This is a genomic window from Actinopolyspora mzabensis (genome assembly GCF_900101095.1).
GTDB lineage: Bacteria > Actinomycetota > Actinomycetes > Mycobacteriales > Pseudonocardiaceae > Actinopolyspora > Actinopolyspora mzabensis.
Genome location: NZ_FNFM01000007.1, coordinates 153,553 through 169,967, shown reverse-complemented (window position 1 = coordinate 169,967; position 16,415 = coordinate 153,553). Strand labels below are relative to the sequence as shown.

Here is a 16,415-nt window from a genome sequence, read left to right as displayed (position 1 = left end):
TTTCGCGACCGGTGCTTCTCAGGCCGGGTCGGGCGGGTCGTGCACCAGTTCGCTGATCCGGCGTTCCACGTCGCCCGAGGCGACGAAGAGCATCTCGTCACCCACTTCCAGCGGGTCGTCGGGCTGCGGAACGATGACCCGTCCGCCGCGAAGGATCGTGACCAGCGCGGCGTCCGCGGGCAAGGTCAGATCACGGACCCTGCGGCCCGCCAGCGGAGCTCCTTCGGGCAGGGTCATCTCCACCAGGTTGGCCTGGCCCTGCCGCAGCGTCATGAGCCGGACGATGTCACCGACACTGACCGCTTCCTCCACCATCGCGGCCAGCATGCGCGGGGTGGAGACCGCGACATCGACTCCCCACGCCTCGTTGAACAACCACTCGTTGTGCGGATCGTTCACCCGTGCCGCGACTCGCCTCACCGCGAACTCCGTCTTGGTCAGCAGCGAGACCACCAGGTTGACCTTGTCGTCACCGGTGGCGGCTATCACCACGTCGCAGGTCTCGATGCCGGTCTCCTCCAACGAGGAGAGCTCGCAGGCGTCCGCGTGCACCCACTGTGCTCCCGGAATGGCTCTGGGCTGGTAGTTCTGCGCCGAGCGCTCGATGAGCATTACCTGGTGCCCGCCTTCGAGGAGCTCGCCCGCTATGGACTGCCCGACCGCGCCTGCTCCGGCTATGGCGATGCGCATCACTGGGTCTCCTCGGGTGGGCGCTGCGCCGTCGCGGTTATCTCGGTGATCGTTCCCGACAGCGCAGCCACGTAAACGGTGTCGTCGGCCTGCACCACCGTGTCCGACTTCGGCAGCACGCCGTTGCCGAACCGCATGATGAACGCGACCCGGCACCCGGTCGCGGTTTCCAGGTCACGGGTGCGCCTACCCACCCAGCTCTCGTGCAACGGCAGGCGCAGCACGGCCACGCTCCCGGACGGGTCCCGCCATTCCGTTGCCACTCCTTCCGGGAGCAGCATCCGGAGGAACCGGTCGGTGGTCCACGGCACCGTGGCCACCGTGGGGATCCCCAGCCGCTGGTACACCTCGGCCCGTTTCGGGTCGTAGATCCGTGCCACCACGTGGCCCACACCGAAGGTCTCCCGGGCCACCCGTGCCGAGACGATGTTGGAGTTGTCCCCGTTGGAGACGGCGGCGAAGGAGCCCGCCCGTTCTATCCCGGCTTCGACCAGTACGTCCCGGTCGAAACCGTTCCCGGTCACACACTGACCGTGGAACTGTTTGCTCAACCGGTGGAAGGACTCACCGTTCTTGTCCACGACTGCCACGGTGTGATCGAGCCGTTGCAGTGCGGCCGCGAGGGAAGCCCCCACTCGGCCACAGCCCATGATCACGACATGCACGACCGGTTTCCTCGCTCTCGGCTGGTTGCCGGACCCACTGTGTCGGGATCCGTGACCCTTCCCACAGCTCTGACAGTACCCGTCGCTGTGCCGAGTCTCCGTGTCTCGGAACGGCTCGGCCCGGTGACGGACGACGACTCGGCTCGACACGACGCGTTGAGTCGACGCGGGCCGGTGCACCGTATCGAGTGAAGCGGGGCTCACTCACCCAGGGGTCCTGGCGAGACCCCGGTGTTCGGTTTCCGGTGCGCAGCGAGCTCGTGGCCACCGATTTCGGCCTGTTGCGCCCGGGCACACCACCGTTGGCGGGAGTGGCCAGCGGATGATGCCACGAAGACCCGTGCCGCCCCGGGACGCGGCTCGGGTGGGCGATCCCGCGGGAGCGGTTCGTGGGCTGCCTCCTACGCTCTTGGCCGTGTCCAAGCTCGCGACCGTGACCAAGCGTCTGCTGGTGGGCCGACCGTTCCGCAGTGACCGGTTGTCGCGCACGCTGCTGCCCAAACGCATCGCCCTACCGGTGTTCGCGTCGGACCCGATGTCCAGCGTGGCCTACGCTCCGCAGGAGATCCTGCTCACGCTGTCCGTGGCCGGCATATCGGCGTACGCGATCAGCCCGTGGATCGGCCTCGTCGTCGTCGCGGTGATGCTGGTGGTGGTGGCCTCCTACCGCCAGAACGTGCGCGCCTACACCTCCGGGGGCGGCGACTACGAGGTGGCCACCACCAACCACGGCCGCCGTTGGGGGCTCGTGGTCGCCAGCGCGCTGCTGGTCGACTACGTGCTCACCGTCGCCGTCTCCATCTCCTCGGCCGCCGCCAACATAGGCTCGGTCGTGCCGTTCGTGGCCACGCACAAGGTCGCTTTCGCGGTGGGCGCCATCGCCCTGCTCACCGCCGTGAATCTGCGGGGGGCCCGCGAGTCCGGCACCACGTTCGCCGTGCCCACCTACGCGTTCGTGCTGGGTATTCTGGGAATGATCGGCTTCGGCCTCTACCGCACCTACGTGCGCGGTGAGGAGTTGCGAGCCGAGAGCGCGGGCTTCGAACTGGCCCAGGAGCCCTCTCATATCGCCGGACTCGGTTTCGTCTTCCTCGTGCTGCGCGCCTTCTCCTCCGGCAGCGCCGCGTTGACCGGTGTGGAGGCCATCAGCAACGGTGTGCCCGCCTTTCGCAAGCCCAAACCGCGCAATGCCGCCACGACCCTGCTGTGGATGGGGCTGCTCGCCGTCACCATGTTCATGGGGCTGCTCATGCTGGCCCGCATCACCGGTGTGGTCATCGCCGAGGATCCGCAGCACCAGCTCATCGGGGCGCCGGAGGGCTACGAGCAGAAGACGCTGATCGCGCAGCTGGCCCACGCGGTGTTCGGCGGGGTCACCCCCGCCGTCTACTACCTGATCTTCTTCACCGGGTTGATCCTGGTGCTGGCCGCCAACACCGCGTTCAACGGTTTCCCGTTGCTGGGGTCCGTCCTGGCCCAGGACCGGTACCTGCCGCGGCAATTGCACACCCGGGGCGACCGGCTCGCCTTCTCCAACGGAATCCTGTTCCTGGCCGGGTTCGCCACCGTGCTGGTCCTCGTGTTCGAGGCCGATGTGACCAAGCTGATCCAGCTCTACATCGTCGGTGTGTTCGTCTCGTTCGTGCTGAGTCAGAGCGGCATGATCAGACACTGGAATCGGCGGTTACGTACCGAGGAGGATCCGTCCGCCCGGGCCAGCATGCGCAGGGCCCGCGTGATCAACTCGATCGGGCTCGCGATGACCGCCACGGTACTCGTCATCGTGCTGATCACGAAGTTCCTGCACGGTGCCTGGATCGCGATCGCCGCGATGGTCGCCGGCTACCTGTTGATGCGTGGCATACGCAAGCACTACGACCGGGTCAGCGCGGAGCTGAGTCGCACCGACGGGCCGACGGTACTGCCCTCCCGCAACTACGGCCTGGTGCTGGTTTCGCAGTTGCACCTGCCGAGCATGCGGGCACTTGCCTACGCACGCGCCACCCGCCCCGACGAGCTGGAGGCCATCACTGTCAACGTCGACGACTCGGACACCAGACGGCTCGTGGCCGCCTGGGAGGAACGGGACGTCACGGTCCCGCTCAAGGTGCTCGAATCCCCCTACCGTGAGATCACTCGGCCGATCGTGGACTATGTGAAGCGGATCCGGCGGGACAGTCCGCGCGATGTGGTGACCGTTTTCATCCCGGAGTACGTGGTCGGACGTTGGTGGGAGCAGTTGCTGCACAATCAGAGTGCGCTCCGCCTCAAGAGCAGGTTGTTGTTCGAGCCGGGTGTGATGGTCACCAGTGTGCCGTGGCAGTTGGAGTCCTCCACCAGGGTCGATCTGCGTGCCCCCACGCCCCGCCGCTCAGTGCGCTGGGGAGCCGAAGACGGGAACGAGGGCAACGGGGAGAAGAACAACGGTGGGAGGGACAGCGGGCAGCGTTGATCCCCGCCCCGACGCATGTCCGTGCCGGTTCGGTACCTCCACTCATCGAGGTTCGCTGCTCGATGTGTCCGCCTCCGCGCCGCTGCGTCCGGGTTTGGGCCGCCGCGGCTCATGGCAGGCCGTCGCTACTGTCGCCGCATCGGTTTCCGCGCCGCTGGTCCGCCGGAAGCCACCGTCGATTGGAGGCGTGAGAACTGGTGAATGACAAACCGGACTGGACGGGACGACGGCTTCGTCTCGAGATCGGTGCGGTGGCCCACGGCGGGCACTGCGTCGCCAGGTACGAGAGTCGGGTCGTGTTCGTGCGGCACACCCTGCCCGGGGAGACCGTGGACGCGTTGGTGACCGAGGACCGTGGTGGTGGGTTCTGCCGGGCCGATGCCGTGTCGGTGATCGAAGCCGCTCCCGGCCGGGTGGAACCGCCCTGTCCGTTGGCCGACATCTCACGCGGAACCGATCGTTGCGGTGGCTGTGACTGGCAGCACGTCGACCCCGCCGTTCAGCGGGAACTGAAGGCCGCCGTGGTGGCCGAGCAACTCACCAGACTGGCCGGGGTCGAGTACCCGGTCGAGGTGTTACCGCTGCCGGGTGGTCCGCTGCGCTGGCGCAGCCGTGTCCGGTTGGCGGTGGACGACGACGGCGCGGTTGGCTTTCGTGCGCACCGCAGTCACCGGGTGATACCGGTTCGGGACTGCCCGATCACGGTGGAGGGCGCACTCGACGATGTCGTTTCCCGTTCCTGGAACCCGGGGGCCGAGGTTGCCGTCACCAGGGACGATTCGGGGGAGGTGCACGTGACCGAGCACTCGGTCCGGCCCCGGCGCTCCGGTCGCGGCGGCGGCCGCCCCACCCGGGCCGCTCGGAAGGTACGGGGAACGGGGATCGCTCACCAGACCGCGCTGGGGCGGGAGTGGGGTGTCCGTTCGGAGGGGTTCTGGCAGGTGCACCCCGAGGCCGCCGACCGGTTCGCCGAAGTCGTCGCCCGGATGGCCGACGTCCCTCCCGGTGGCCGGGCATGGGACCTCTACGGCGGTGTCGGACTGTTCGCGGCCGTGCTCGGGAACCAGGCCGGCCCGAACGGTGACGTGCTGCTCGTCGAGTCCGGGGAGTCGGCGGTGCGCGACGCCGAGGCCAACCTGGCCGATCTGCCGCAGGTGCGGGTGCGCTCCGGCCGGGTGGAGCGCGTGGTTACCGATCCGACCGTGCCCGCCCCCCACGTGGTGGTGCTCGATCCGCCGCGCAAGGGAGCGGGCAGCGGGGTGGTGGACGCGATCACCCGCGCACGGCCGGGCCGGATCGTCCACGTCGCCTGCGATCCCGCTTCCCTGGCACGCGACGTCGGGCTCTTTCGGGAGCGGGGTTACCGGTTGAGGCGGTTGGAGGCCTTCGACGCCTTCCCCATGACACAGCACGTGGAATGCATCGCTCTGTTGGAGGACACTGAACGGAACTCGTGAGTCAGCGCGTCACTACGCCTTGTGGAACCACGTCGTTCGTGGCTCCGTAGACTGGCGAAGTCGCGTGGTGACCCTGTATTACATGACCCCGTAGTGCATGACCCTGAAACACGTGACGATGTAATACATCACGACAGGCACGTGATGTGCGAAGTGAAAGTTCGAAGCGCGGTTCCCGGAACGGGAGCCGCGTGCCGTGGGAGACGGGCCGCTCCGCGAACGGGAGTCGTGTCCGTGCCCCGAGACCTGTAGTCGGTCACGACGAGCGAGGTGGAGCGGTGACGCTGCTGGAGTCCGTGCACAGCCCGGCCGATGTCCAGCGCCTGGAGCACGGTGAGTTGGTCGAGCTCGCCGCCGAGATCAGATCCTTCTTGATCGAGAAGGTATCGCGTACCGGTGGGCACCTCGGGCCGAATCTCGGTGCGGTCGAGCTGACCCTGGCGTTGCACCGTGCGTTCGACTCACCGCGCGACCCCATCGTGTTTGACACGGGGCACCAGTCCTACGTGCACAAGATGCTCACCGGCAGGCAGCAGGGTTTCGACCGGCTGCGAAAACGCGACGGGCTGTCCGGTTACCCCTCGAGGGCCGAGAGCGAGCACGACCTGGTCGAGAACAGTCACGCCTCCACCTCGTTGTCCTATGCCGACGGTCTGGCACGGGCGATCCAGCTGAGCGACTCCGACCGCCACGTCGTCGCCGTCGTCGGCGACGGGGCGCTGACCGGAGGCATGTGCTGGGAGGCCCTCAACAACATCGCGGCCGATCAGGAACGCCCGCTGGTGATCGTGGTCAACGACAACGGGCGTTCCTACGCCCCCACGATCGGCGGGCTGGCCGAGCACCTGGCCTCGTTGCGGTTGCGTCCCGGCTACGAGCGGGCGTTGGAGAACGGGCGTCGTACCGTGCGCAGTCTCCCGGTGGTGGGGCGGCCGCTCTACACCGGGCTGCACGCGGCCAAGCGGGGCATCAAGGACGCGCTGAGCCCACAGGTGATGTTCTCCGACCTCGGGATCAAGTACCTGGGGCCGGTGGACGGGCACGACCTCAAGGCGCTGGACTACGCGTTGGGGATGGCCAAGACGTTCGGCGGCCCGGTGATCGTGCACGCTGTCACGCAGAAGGGCAACGGCTTCGCGCCCGCCGAGAACCACGAGGCCGACCAGATGCACCAGGTCAAGGTCATGGACCCGGCCACGGGCGCCCCCACCGGGCCCACCGCGACCAGCTGGACCAACGTGTTCTCGGACGAGCTCGTCCGTATCGGTGGGGAGCGCGACGACATCGTCGCGATCACCGGTGCCATGCTCGGGCCCACCGGTCTGGACAAGTTCGCCCGGAACTACCCAGCGCGCTGCGTGGACGTGGGCATCGCCGAGCAGCACGCCATGACCTCGGCCGCGGGGATGGCGATGGGCGGCCTGCATCCGGTGTTCGCGGTGTACTCGACGTTTCTCAACCGCGCGTTCGACCAGTTGCTCATGGACGTGGCGCTGCATCGGCAGCCGGTGACGGTGACCCTGGACCGCTCAGGCGTCACCGGTGACGACGGGCCGAGCCACAACGGCATGTGGGACCTCTCCGTCCTGGGGATGATCCCGGGGATTCGGGTCGCTGCCCCGCGCGATGCGGCGACGCTGCGTGAGGAGCTTCGGGAGGCGGTCGCGGTGGAGGACGGCCCCACCGTGGTGCGGTTCTCGAAGGGAACGGTCATCGACGAGGTTCCCGCCCTCGAACGGGTCGAGGGTGTCGACGTGCTGCGTCGCCCGGCGGAACACGAGGAACGGGACGTGCTGTTGAGCGCGGTCGGCGCGTTCGGGGAGCTCGCCGTCGCCGCCGCGGAACGACTCTCCGCACAGGGGATCGGTGTGACCGTGGTGGATCCGCGCTGGGTGGTTCCCGTTCCGGGGGCCGTGCTCGAGATGGCCCGGTACCACCGGCTCGTCGTCACGCTCGAGGACTGCGGTCGGCACGGTGGTTTCGGGTGGTCGTTGGCGGCCGCCATGCGTGACGCGGACATCGACGTCCCGCTGCGGGACCTCGCGATTCCGAATCGTTTTCTGGAACACGCCTCGCGTGGTGAGGTGCTCGCCGAACTCGGACTCACCGAGCAGGACGTGGCTCGCCGGATCACCGAGTGGGTGGCCGACCGACTCGAAGGGCAGTTGGACGAGGACGAGACCGGTATCACCACCGATCTGGACACGCCGCGAGCCGAGTGATCCCGCGCTCCCTGATCGTCCGGAACGGCCGTGCTGTGGCACGGTGAACACGTGCGGATCCTTGTGGTGGAGGACGAACAGCCGCTCGCCGACGCGATCGCGCGTGGGCTGAAGCGGGAAGGGCTTGCCGTGGACGTGACCTACGACGGCCTCGACGCTCAGGAGAAGGTCGCGGTCACTCGCTACGACGTGGTGGTGCTGGATCGTGATCTGCCCTCGTTGTCCGGTGACCGGCTGTGCGCCGAGTTGGTCGCCTCCGAGGAGCTCACCAGGGTTCTGATGCTCACCGCGAGCGGCACGGTGGCCGACCGCGTCGAGGGGCTCTCGCTCGGTGCCGACGACTACCTCGCGAAGCCGTTCGCGTTCGACGAGCTCGTGGCCAGGGTGCGCGCGCTGGGCAGGCGTTCCACACCCGCCACACCGCCGTTGCTGACCGCGCACGATCTCGAACTGGACTCCGCCAGGATGCGGGTCAGCAGGAGCGGTGGCGAGGTGGATCTGACCCGCAAGGAGTTCGGGGTGCTGCAGGTGCTGCTCGCCGCGCGCGGCGCCGTGGTCAGTTCCGAGGAACTGCTGGAACGGGTGTGGGACGAGTACGCCGATCCGTTCACCACCACCGTGCGAGTGACCGTTATGACATTGCGGAAGAAGCTCGGTGACCCGGGCGTCATCGACACGGTGGTCGGTTCCGGTTACCGCGTGCCCTCCGCCGGCTCGGGGACCTCGTCCGACACGGACGCTGAAGTCTCCGGTGCCGGCGAGAAGTGATGCTGTTCCGGGCTCGTTCGGTGGAACGTCCCGCGCCCGCCGAAGCACCCGCGCGGCGCGGACCCGGACTGCGGGTGCGGCTGACGCTGCTGTCGACCGTGCTGGTCGCACTGGTCAGCGGTCTGTTGTTGTGGCTCGGCTGGTTGTTGGTCGGCGACGTGGTGGCCGCCGTACCGCGCATGCCTCCCGGAAGTACGGTGCGGGTGGACGGCGTGCCGGTCTCCGCGGGTGAACTCGCCGAGGCGCTGCGTGCTCGGGCGCGGGAGCGGGTGCTGCTGGTCGGCGGGGTAGCCTTCGTGGCCGTCGTGCTGGCGGCCGCGGTGTCTGCGTGGACCGTGTGCGGCAGGGTGCTGCGGCCACTGCACTCGGTCACCGGCACCGCACGCAGGCTTTCCGCACGATCGCTGGGGGAGCGGATCGGGTTGCGGGGCCCCCGGGACGAGGTCGCGGAGCTGGCCGAAACCTTCGACGGAATGCTGGACCGGTTGCAGAGCGCGTTCGAGTCCCAGCACCGTTTCGTGGCCAATGCCAGCCACGAGCTGCGCACGCCGCTGTCGGTGATCCGCACCGAACTCGACGTCACCCTGTCCGATCCGAACGCCGACGCGGCCGAGCTGCGCCGGATGGCCGGAGTGGTGCGCGATGCGACGGCGAAATCGCAGCGACTCGTCGAATCGTTGCTGCTGCTCGCCCGTACCGAGGGGGCCGAGCTGCCGAGTCGTGAGCCGGTCGATCTAACCGAGTTGGCACGTGGCGCGTTGCGGCCGTTGGAGGAGCAGACGTGCGCGTCCGGGCTGCGTACGGAGCTCAGCCCTGCCCCGGCCTTCGCGATGGGTGATCCGGCGTTGCTGGAACGAGTGGCGGGCAACCTGCTGGAGAACGCGGTGCGCTACAACGCCGAGGGCGGCTGGATCGACGTCGTCACCGCTGTTTCGGGGGAGTGGACCTCGTTGACGGTTTCCTCGTCCGGGACCGAGGTCTCCTCGGAGCGGGTGGACGGGTTGTTCGAACCGTTCCGACGGGCAGGAGCGGAACGCACCGCCCGCACGGGCGCGGGGCTCGGCCTGTCCATCGTGCGAGCCGCGGCGAGCGCGCACGGTGGCACCGTCTCGGCGTGTCCGGTTCCGGGCGGCGGGCTCTCGGTGACCGTGTGGCTGCCAGCAGCGCGGTGAGCTCCGCGAAACCGTCCCGGAAACTCCCCACCGGCGAGAGCACCGCTGTGTGGCTTCCTCAGAGCCGGAGGGTGGCGATGTCCAGTTCCAGTGGTGCGGGTGATTCCTCGAGGTGTACCGGTCCGTCACCCAGGCGCACCGATGTGGCGGGGGCGTACCGTCCCTCGTCCAACCGGTATGCCACCAGCTCGGTCGGCCCGCGACCGTCCTGGGCAACGCTCCAGAAGAACGGGATGCCCGCCTCGGCGCAGGCGTCCAGCTTGTCGCGCTGTTCCCGTGCGGTGTTGCCGGGTGACCAGATCTCTCCGGCGAGCCGTACGTGCTCGGCGCCGAACGAGTTACCGAGGGGAGCGGTGTCCAGCACCACGAAGTCCGGGATCAGCGCCGTCCGCCGCTCGGTGCCGCTCTCCACGCCGATGCCACCCACCGCGTACAGCGCGTTCGGCGTGGACGCGATAGCCCTGTCGAGCAAGTTCACGAGCTGTTTCTCGGCCCACTGATGCGGGCCGCTCGGTGGTGGCGTCACCAGCCAGTACCCCTCGAGCAGTTCCAGGCGCGATCCGTCGGCGCGGGCGGGCAGCGCGTGCCAGTCGTCGATCGTGAACGGGCCGATCTCGTGCTGTACAAGCGCGGTCACCGAGCATCACCTCACCTCGTTCGTGATCCATCATGCCACGACCGGCGAGCCGCCGTGCGTGCGATTCGCCGTGCTCCGGGAGCAGCTGTGCGCCGGGGACAGCGGTGCTCCGAGGATACCCACGCGGGCGCCGTCGCGGGGCTCGAACCGGCACGGGCTCCGAGGAATCCGTGCGGAACGCCTTCTCCGCTCGGGTGTCGCGGACCGCGCCACACCAGAAGGGCCGGGACGGTGGGTACCGTCCCGGCCCTCGAGCACCGGTCACTCCGTGATTACCAACCGGACTTCCGGAGCGATCGCTCAGCTGCTGGGCAGGCTGGCTACCCCGGGTTGGTGGAAGCGCTTGCCGTTGACCAGCTCGGAGTAACCCGAGCGGTCCAGGTAGGGGGTGATGCCGCCCAGCCAGAACGGCCATCCCGCCCCGAGGAGCATGCACAGATCGAGATCCGCGGCCTCGACGACGACGTCCTCGTCCAGCATGATCCGCGCCTCTTCCGCCAACGCGCGCAGCGCGCGGTCACGGACCTGCTCCTCGGAGAGCGGTTCGTCGCCCTGCTGCCACAGCTCGGCGACCTCGGGGTCGACGATCTGGTTGCCCGCCTCGTCGGTGGTCCACACGCCCGTCTTGCCCGCGTCGACGAACCGCCGCAGGTTGTCGCTGAGACCGAACCGGTCCGGGTAGGCGGCGTGCATGGTCTCGTTGACGTGCTGTGCGATCGCGGGACCGACCAGCTGCAGCAGCACCATCGGACTCATCGGCAGCCCCAGCGGGTTCAGCGCCCGGTCGGCCACCTCGAAGGGGGTTCCCTCGTCGACCGAGGCGATGACCTCGCCGAGGAAACGGGTCAGTAGCCGGTTGACCACGAAGGCGGGTGTGTCGGCGGTCAGCACGCAGGACTTCTTGAGCTTCTTGCCGACCGTGAAGGCCGTGGCCAGCGTGGTGTCGTCGGTCCGCTCGCCGCGCACGATCTCCAGCAGCGGCAGTACCGCGACGGGGTTGAAGAAGTGGAAGCCGACCACCCGTTCCGGATGGGCGAGCTTCGCGCCCATCTCGCCGACCGAGAGCGAGGAGGTGTTGGTGGCCAGCACCGTCTCCGGTGAGACGTGCTGCTCCAACTCGCCGAACACCTGCTGCTTGACCGACATCTCCTCGAACACGGCCTCGATGACGAAGTCGGCGTCGGCGAAGGCGCTCTTGTCCAGCGAACCGGTGACCAGCGCCTTGAGCCGGTTCACTCCGTCGGAGGAGAGTCGCCCCTTCGCGCCGAGCTTGTCGATCTCGCCGTGCACGTAGGCCACGCCCTTGTCGATGCGTCCCTGGTCGATGTCGGTGAGTACCACCGGCACCTCCAGGCGGCGTGCGAACAGCAGCGCCAGTTGCCCGGCCATCAGCCCCGCGCCGACGACGCCCACCTTGTTGACGTCGTTGGCCAGGGACTTGTCCGGTGCTCCGGCCGGCTTCTTCGCCCGCTTCTGCGTGAGGTCGAAGGCGTAGAGCCCGGCACGCAGCTCGTCGGTCATCAGCGCGTCGGCGAGTGCTTCGGTCTCGGCCGCGTAACCGGCGTCGAGGTCGTTGTTCCTGGCGAGTTCGAGCAGCTCGACGGCCTTGTTCACGCCCGGTGAGGCGCCGTGCGTCTTGCTCGCCGCGATCTCCTTCGCACGAGTGATCGCGTCGTCCCAGCCCTGGCCGCGGTCGATCTCGGCGCGCTGCACGGTGCTGGATCCGTTGACCACCCGCACGGCCCAGCGCAGCGACTCCTCCAGGAAGTCGGGAGATTCGAGCTGGATGTCGAAGATGCCCATGCCGGTGGCCTTGCCGGGGTTGAGCATCTTGTTCTGGTTGAGCGAGTTCTCCAGGATCACGGTTACCGCCTGGTCCGCGCCGACCAGGTTGGGCAGCAGTTGGGTCCCGCCCCAGCCCGGGAACAGTCCCAGGAAGCACTCTGGGAACGCGATCGCGCCCGCGTTGTCGGCCACGGTGCGGTAGTGGCACGAGAGGGCCAGTTCGAGCCCGCCCCCCAGGGCCGCGCCGTTGACGAAGGCGAAGGTGGGGATCTCGGACTCGGTCAGCCGCCGGAACACGTCGTGGCCCGCCTTGGCGATCCGGTGCGCGTACTCCCGTTCGCTGAGCTGGCCCATCCCGGACAGGTCGGCCCCTACGGCGAACACGAACGGCTTACCGGTCACCGCGATGGCGGCCGGTTCCGCCGCGAACGCCTCGTCCAGCGCGGAGTCCAGCGAGGCGAGCCCGGCCGGACCGAAGGTGGACGGCTTGGTGTGATCGTGACCGTTGTCGATGGTGACGAGCGCGACCCTGCCGTCCAGTCCCGGGACCTCGACGAGCCGGGTGTGGGCGCGGGTCACGACCTCGTCGGGAAACAGTGCTGCGGAATCGCTGTCGATGCTCACTTGGCGCCCCCGGCGGTCTCGTCGTGGTTCGGGTTCTCCCAGATCACCGTGCCGCCCATGCCGAAGCCGACGCACATGGTGGTGATGCCGTAGCGGACCTCCGGATGCTCGGCGAACTGCCTGGAGAGCTGGGTCATCAACCGCACGCCCGAAGAGGCCAGCGGGTGCCCGCAGGCGATCGCCCCGCCCCACTTGTTGATCCTGGGGTCGTCGTCGGCGATTCCGAAGTGCTCCAGGAAGGCCAGTACCTGGACCGCGAACGCCTCGTTGATCTCGAAGAGCCCGATGTCGTCGATGGACAGCCCCGCCCGGTGCAGTGCCTTCTCGGTGGCCGGTACCGGGCCCACTCCCATGACCTCGGGCTCCACGCCGGCGAAGGAGTAGCCGACCATGCGCATCCCGACGGGAAGCCCCAGTCCGCGCGCGGTCTCCTCGTCGGCGACCACGCAGCCGGTCGCACCGTCGTTGAGGCCGGCGGAGTTGCCCGGAGTCACCCGGCCGTGCGGCCGGAAGGGAGTCTTGAGTCCCGCCAGGGACTCCACGGTGGTGCCGGGGCGGGGAGGTTCGTCGGCGGTGGCCAGGCCCCAACCGGACTCGCTGGAGCGGGTGGCCACCGGGACCAGGTCCGCGCCGATCCTGCCCGCTTTCGCGGCCGCCTCGTAGCGCTGCTGGCTGAGCGCGGCGTACGCGTCGGTGCGTTCCTTGGTCAGGTTCGGGTACCGGTCGTGCAGGTTCTCGGCGGTGGAGCCCATCACCAGTGCCGAGGAGTCGACCAGGTTGTCGGAAACGAATCGAGGGTTGGGGTCCACCCCCTCGCCCATGGGGTGGTTGCCCATGTGCTCGACCCCGCCCGCCACGGCGATGTCGTAGCCGCCGAACCCGATGCCCCCCGCGATGTTGGTGACGGCCGTCATCGCGCCCGCGCACATCCGGTCGATCGCGAAACCCGGTACGGATTTGGGCAGTCCGGCGAGCAGGGCCGCGTTCCTGCCGATCGTCAGTCCCTGATCGCCGATCTGGGTGGTGGCGGCGATGGCGACCTCGTCGATCCGTTCCGGGGGGAGGTCGGGATTCCGACGCAACAGTTCACGGATGACCTTGACGATGAGATCGTCCGCGCGGGTCTCGGCGTAGATGCCCTTGGTGCCTGCCTTGCCGAACGGCGTGCGGACGCCGTCGACGAAGACCACGTTCCTGAGGGCACGCGGCGTTCCCGCCGATGCGGGGCCGCTGCTCGTGTCGGCTGTTGCCGACGCAGGTGCTGCCACGGCGTGCTCCTTGTCGATGTGGGTACGCGTCGATGTGGGTACGCGCCAGGCCGGACGGCTCCGCTGCCCGACGGCTGGCCAGGCCGCTACCGGCCGGTAACGTGCACTCTAGCGTTCATTACCGAACGGTAACCAGTGGGATCGATGTCTGCTGGACCACATCCGTGACACCACCGGCGGAGCAGTGGGAGCCGAAGCCGAGGCCCGTGAATCGAACGGATTATTTCACCTGGTCGGAAGTCTCGCCGCCGGATTCGTCCATCGCCTTGGCGATCGGCTCCGCCGTCAGTTCCACCTGCCAGCGTCGGGCACCGCGTTCGTGCAGCTGTGCCGCTATCGAGGCCGCACCTCCGTCCGAGGGGGGCTGCCAGCAGAGCCTGCGCACCAGATCCGGCAGCAGCAGGTTCTCCACCGGTAGGTTGTTCCGCTCGGCGATACCGGAGAGCACGTTCCGAACCGCGCTCAACCGGGAGGCCGCGGCCGCGTCCCGCTCGGCCCACCTGTTCGTGGGTGGTGGTCCGTCGTTCGGTGGGGTGGTGGCGGGTAGTTCCTCGGGAGGCAGCTCGCGTGCGCCCCGCAGCGCCTCGAACCACTGCTCGGACCGCCTGCGCTGCTGTTTGCCACCGAACACCGGCAGTGCGACGAGGTCCTCCCTGGTGGTCGGGTTCTCCCGCGCCGCCCGAATGATCGAGCTGTCCGGCAGGATCCGTCCCGGTGCGATGTCCCGGCGGCGGGCGATGTCGTCGCGCAGTTGCCACAGCGCGCGCACGATCGCCAGCTGTACCGGAGTGCGCAGCCGGTGGATTCCCGAGGTCCGACGCCACGGTTCCGGTCGTGCGGGTGGCGGCGGAGCCGTGCGAACGGCTTCGAACTCCTGCATGGCCCAGTCGAGCTTGCCCTGCTTGTCGAGTTCCGCGCGCAGCGCGGCACGAAGTTCGACCAGCAGCTCCACATCGAGCGCCGCGTACACCAGCCACTCGCGGGGCAGCGGTCTGCGCGACCAGTCGGCCGCACCGTGTCCCTTCTCCAGCCGGTACGAGAGCAGCCGCTCCGTGAGTGCGCCGAGCGACACTCGTTCGTAGCCGGCCAGTCGGCCCGCCAGTTCCGTGTCGAAGAGCCGGTCCGGACGCAGGCCGAGTTCGGCCAGGCACGGCAGGTCCTGCGAGGCCGCGTGTAGTACCCATTCCGTGTCACCGAGTGCGGCGACGAGCGGCCCCGGATCCCCGTTCAGCGCGATCGGGTCGATCAGTACCGTGCCCGTGCCCTCCCGGCGTAACTGCAGCAGATACGCCCGCTGCGAGTAGCGGTACCCGGAGGCGCGCTCGGTATCGATCGCGATCGGCCCACTGCCCGCCGCCAGTGCCGCGGCGGCGAGACGCAGGGATCGGGGCTGCTCGACCACCGGTGGGACCCCACCGGAGGGACGTGTCAGCAACACTGGTTCGGAATGGTCCGGTTCGGCGGATTCGGGGTGAACAGCATCCACGGCTCACAGACGATACGTCCCTCTATCGACTGAGGGGACCGAACGGTCCGATTCACCGTCCGCCGACCGGTTCGATGGCGGTTGTCAGATCATCGAATCACTCCGGCTCGCATTGCCAACGCGACCATCTGGGCCCGGTCTCCGGTGCCCAATTTGCGTCCGATCCTCGACAGGTGACTCTTCACCGTCAGAGCGGACAGATTGAGCGTTTCGCCGATCTCTTTGTTGGATCGGCCGTCCGCCACCAGCTGCAACACTTCGATCTCACGAGCGGAGAGCTCGCGCGGAGTGTTGTCGGTGCCCGGAACCCGGGTACCGGCGGCCAACACCGGAGCCACGTTCGGATCGGCGTACACACCACCGTCCAGCACGCGGCGCACGCCGTCCGTGACCACGGTCGGTGAGGCCGATTTCAGCAGGTATGCCTGTGCTCCCGCCTGAAACGCGGCCCGAACCGCATAGGGGTCGTCGGACGAGGCGAGCACCACGATCCGTGGCCAGCCCTGGGTACGTAATTCCGTAACCAGGTCTACACCTGTCCCATCGGGCAGTCCCAGATCGAGGACTGCCAGGTCGCACGGACCGGTGGCCAAGGCGCGTGCCTTGGCCTCGGCCATCGATGCGGCTTCGTGCACCGTGCCGGCGCCCATCTGCAGCAGCCGGGAGGATATGGCCTCCCGGAGCAGCGGATGATCGTCCACCACGAGCACCGTGAACAGCTCTTCCCGCGGGTGCGGAACCATGTTAGCCGGCAATGCACCGGCTGGCGTGGTACGAGCGGCCTGACCTAAGCCGACGGCAGCCACGTCACTACCTCCCTGGAGTCGGTCGTGCCCCCCGACCGGCACCGGGACTCTCGGCCGATCAGCCGCGCCACTGATCGACCGAAAGTGGTGTCGTTCAGGTTGTAGCGTAACCGTCCGAGCGGATTATTGGGACGATCAAACGGGTATGTATCCCGATCGAGTTGTCCTCGATGTGACGCTGCCTACTTCTTTCGGGTGATACTAGAAAACAGTGTTAACGCCGAAGCGTAGTGATTCGATACAGATCTTTCGATCTCCGTCTCTCCTGCGATATCGGAACGGTGCGCTACGGGTCGCCCTCGTTCCGGTCCTCCGGCAACCCCGAGGGCCCGCGCCTTGCGGGAGGCGCCGCCGAGGCGTCCGGTTGGCCCGCTCCGCCGTTG

At 68.4% G+C, this 16,415-nt stretch carries 12 protein-coding genes; 5 read left to right on the top strand and 7 right to left on the bottom strand.

Annotated elements, in window-relative coordinates; genetic code table 11:
- Window positions 1-18 precede the first annotated feature (18 nt).
- Both BLR41_RS13385 and BLR41_RS13380 read right to left on the bottom strand, forming a co-directional pair.
- Window positions 19-690, bottom strand: a complete 672-nt coding sequence (locus BLR41_RS13385; RefSeq protein WP_092628594.1) for a potassium channel family protein — start codon at window positions 688-690, stop codon at window positions 19-21.
- Window positions 690-1,355 (bottom strand): potassium channel family protein, encoded by a 666-nt coding sequence (locus tag BLR41_RS13380; protein WP_092628593.1) that lies wholly within the window; start codon window positions 1,353-1,355, stop codon window positions 690-692. Before BLR41_RS13380 ends, BLR41_RS13385 begins: the two co-directional genes overlap by 1 nt.
- Before the next feature lie 415 nt (window positions 1,356-1,770).
- Here BLR41_RS13380 and BLR41_RS13375 point away from each other — a divergent pair, with 415 nt between their 5' ends.
- The 5 genes from BLR41_RS13375 to BLR41_RS13355 all read left to right on the top strand — a co-directional run bounded on the left by BLR41_RS13375 (window position 1,771) and on the right by BLR41_RS13355 (window position 9,426).
- On the top strand, window positions 1,771-3,807 hold the full coding sequence (locus BLR41_RS13375; RefSeq protein WP_092628783.1) for an APC family permease: 2,037 nt from the start codon (window positions 1,771-1,773) through the stop codon (window positions 3,805-3,807).
- A 197-nt stretch (window positions 3,808-4,004) separates the two neighbouring features.
- Window positions 4,005-5,264, top strand: coding sequence for a class I SAM-dependent RNA methyltransferase (locus tag BLR41_RS13370; RefSeq protein WP_092628591.1), 1,260 nt, complete (start codon window positions 4,005-4,007; stop codon window positions 5,262-5,264).
- Window positions 5,265-5,542: 278 nt separating this feature from the next.
- Window positions 5,543-7,486 carry a 1-deoxy-D-xylulose-5-phosphate synthase gene (dxs, locus tag BLR41_RS13365; protein ID WP_092628590.1) on the top strand — a complete coding sequence of 648 codons (1,944 nt, stop codon included), beginning with the start codon at window positions 5,543-5,545 and terminating at the stop codon, window positions 7,484-7,486.
- A 51-nt stretch (window positions 7,487-7,537) separates the two neighbouring features.
- Complete coding sequence (locus tag BLR41_RS13360; protein ID WP_092628781.1) at window positions 7,538-8,254, top strand: response regulator transcription factor; 717 nt, start codon at window positions 7,538-7,540, stop codon at window positions 8,252-8,254.
- Window positions 8,254-9,426: a sensor histidine kinase gene (locus tag BLR41_RS13355; RefSeq protein ID WP_092628589.1), complete on the top strand. Its 1,173-nt coding sequence runs from the start codon at window positions 8,254-8,256 to the stop codon at window positions 9,424-9,426. Before BLR41_RS13360 ends, BLR41_RS13355 begins: the two co-directional genes overlap by 1 nt.
- A 58-nt stretch (window positions 9,427-9,484) precedes the next feature.
- Here BLR41_RS13355 and BLR41_RS13350 read toward each other — a convergent pair whose 3' ends face one another.
- The 5 genes from BLR41_RS13350 to BLR41_RS13330 form a co-directional block, all read right to left on the bottom strand.
- Window positions 9,485-10,063 (bottom strand): Uma2 family endonuclease, encoded by a 579-nt coding sequence (locus tag BLR41_RS13350; RefSeq protein ID WP_092628588.1) that lies wholly within the window; start codon window positions 10,061-10,063, stop codon window positions 9,485-9,487.
- A gap of 300 nt (window positions 10,064-10,363) precedes the next feature.
- Entirely contained in the window at window positions 10,364-12,472 is a 2,109-nt protein-coding gene (locus BLR41_RS13345; protein ID WP_176797974.1) for a 3-hydroxyacyl-CoA dehydrogenase NAD-binding domain-containing protein, read from the bottom strand.
- Window positions 12,469-13,662: an acetyl-CoA C-acyltransferase gene (locus tag BLR41_RS13340; RefSeq protein WP_092628587.1), complete on the bottom strand. Its 1,194-nt coding sequence runs from the start codon at window positions 13,660-13,662 to the stop codon at window positions 12,469-12,471. The genes BLR41_RS13345 and BLR41_RS13340 overlap by 4 nt, the downstream gene beginning before the upstream one ends.
- 298 nt (window positions 13,663-13,960) lie before the next feature.
- Complete coding sequence (locus BLR41_RS13335) at window positions 13,961-15,226, bottom strand: HRDC domain-containing protein (protein WP_092628585.1); 1,266 nt, start codon at window positions 15,224-15,226, stop codon at window positions 13,961-13,963.
- A gap of 89 nt (window positions 15,227-15,315) precedes the next feature.
- Entirely contained in the window at window positions 15,316-15,969 is a 654-nt protein-coding gene (locus BLR41_RS13330) for a response regulator (RefSeq protein ID WP_017976119.1), read from the bottom strand.
- Window positions 15,970-16,415 lie beyond the last annotated feature (446 nt).

Bases quoted from the DNA above. Each gene is read 5' to 3' on its own strand.
- BLR41_RS13355 (WP_092628589.1), top strand. From the start codon at position 8,254: ATGCTGTTCCGGGCTCGTTCGGTGGAACGTCCCGCGCCCGCCGAAGCA.
- BLR41_RS13385 (WP_092628594.1), bottom strand. From the start codon at position 690: ATGCGCATCGCCATAGCCGGAGCAGGCGCGGTCGGGCAGTCCATAGCG.
- BLR41_RS13330 (WP_017976119.1), bottom strand. From the start codon at position 15,969: ATGGTTCCGCACCCGCGGGAAGAGCTGTTCACGGTGCTCGTGGTGGAC.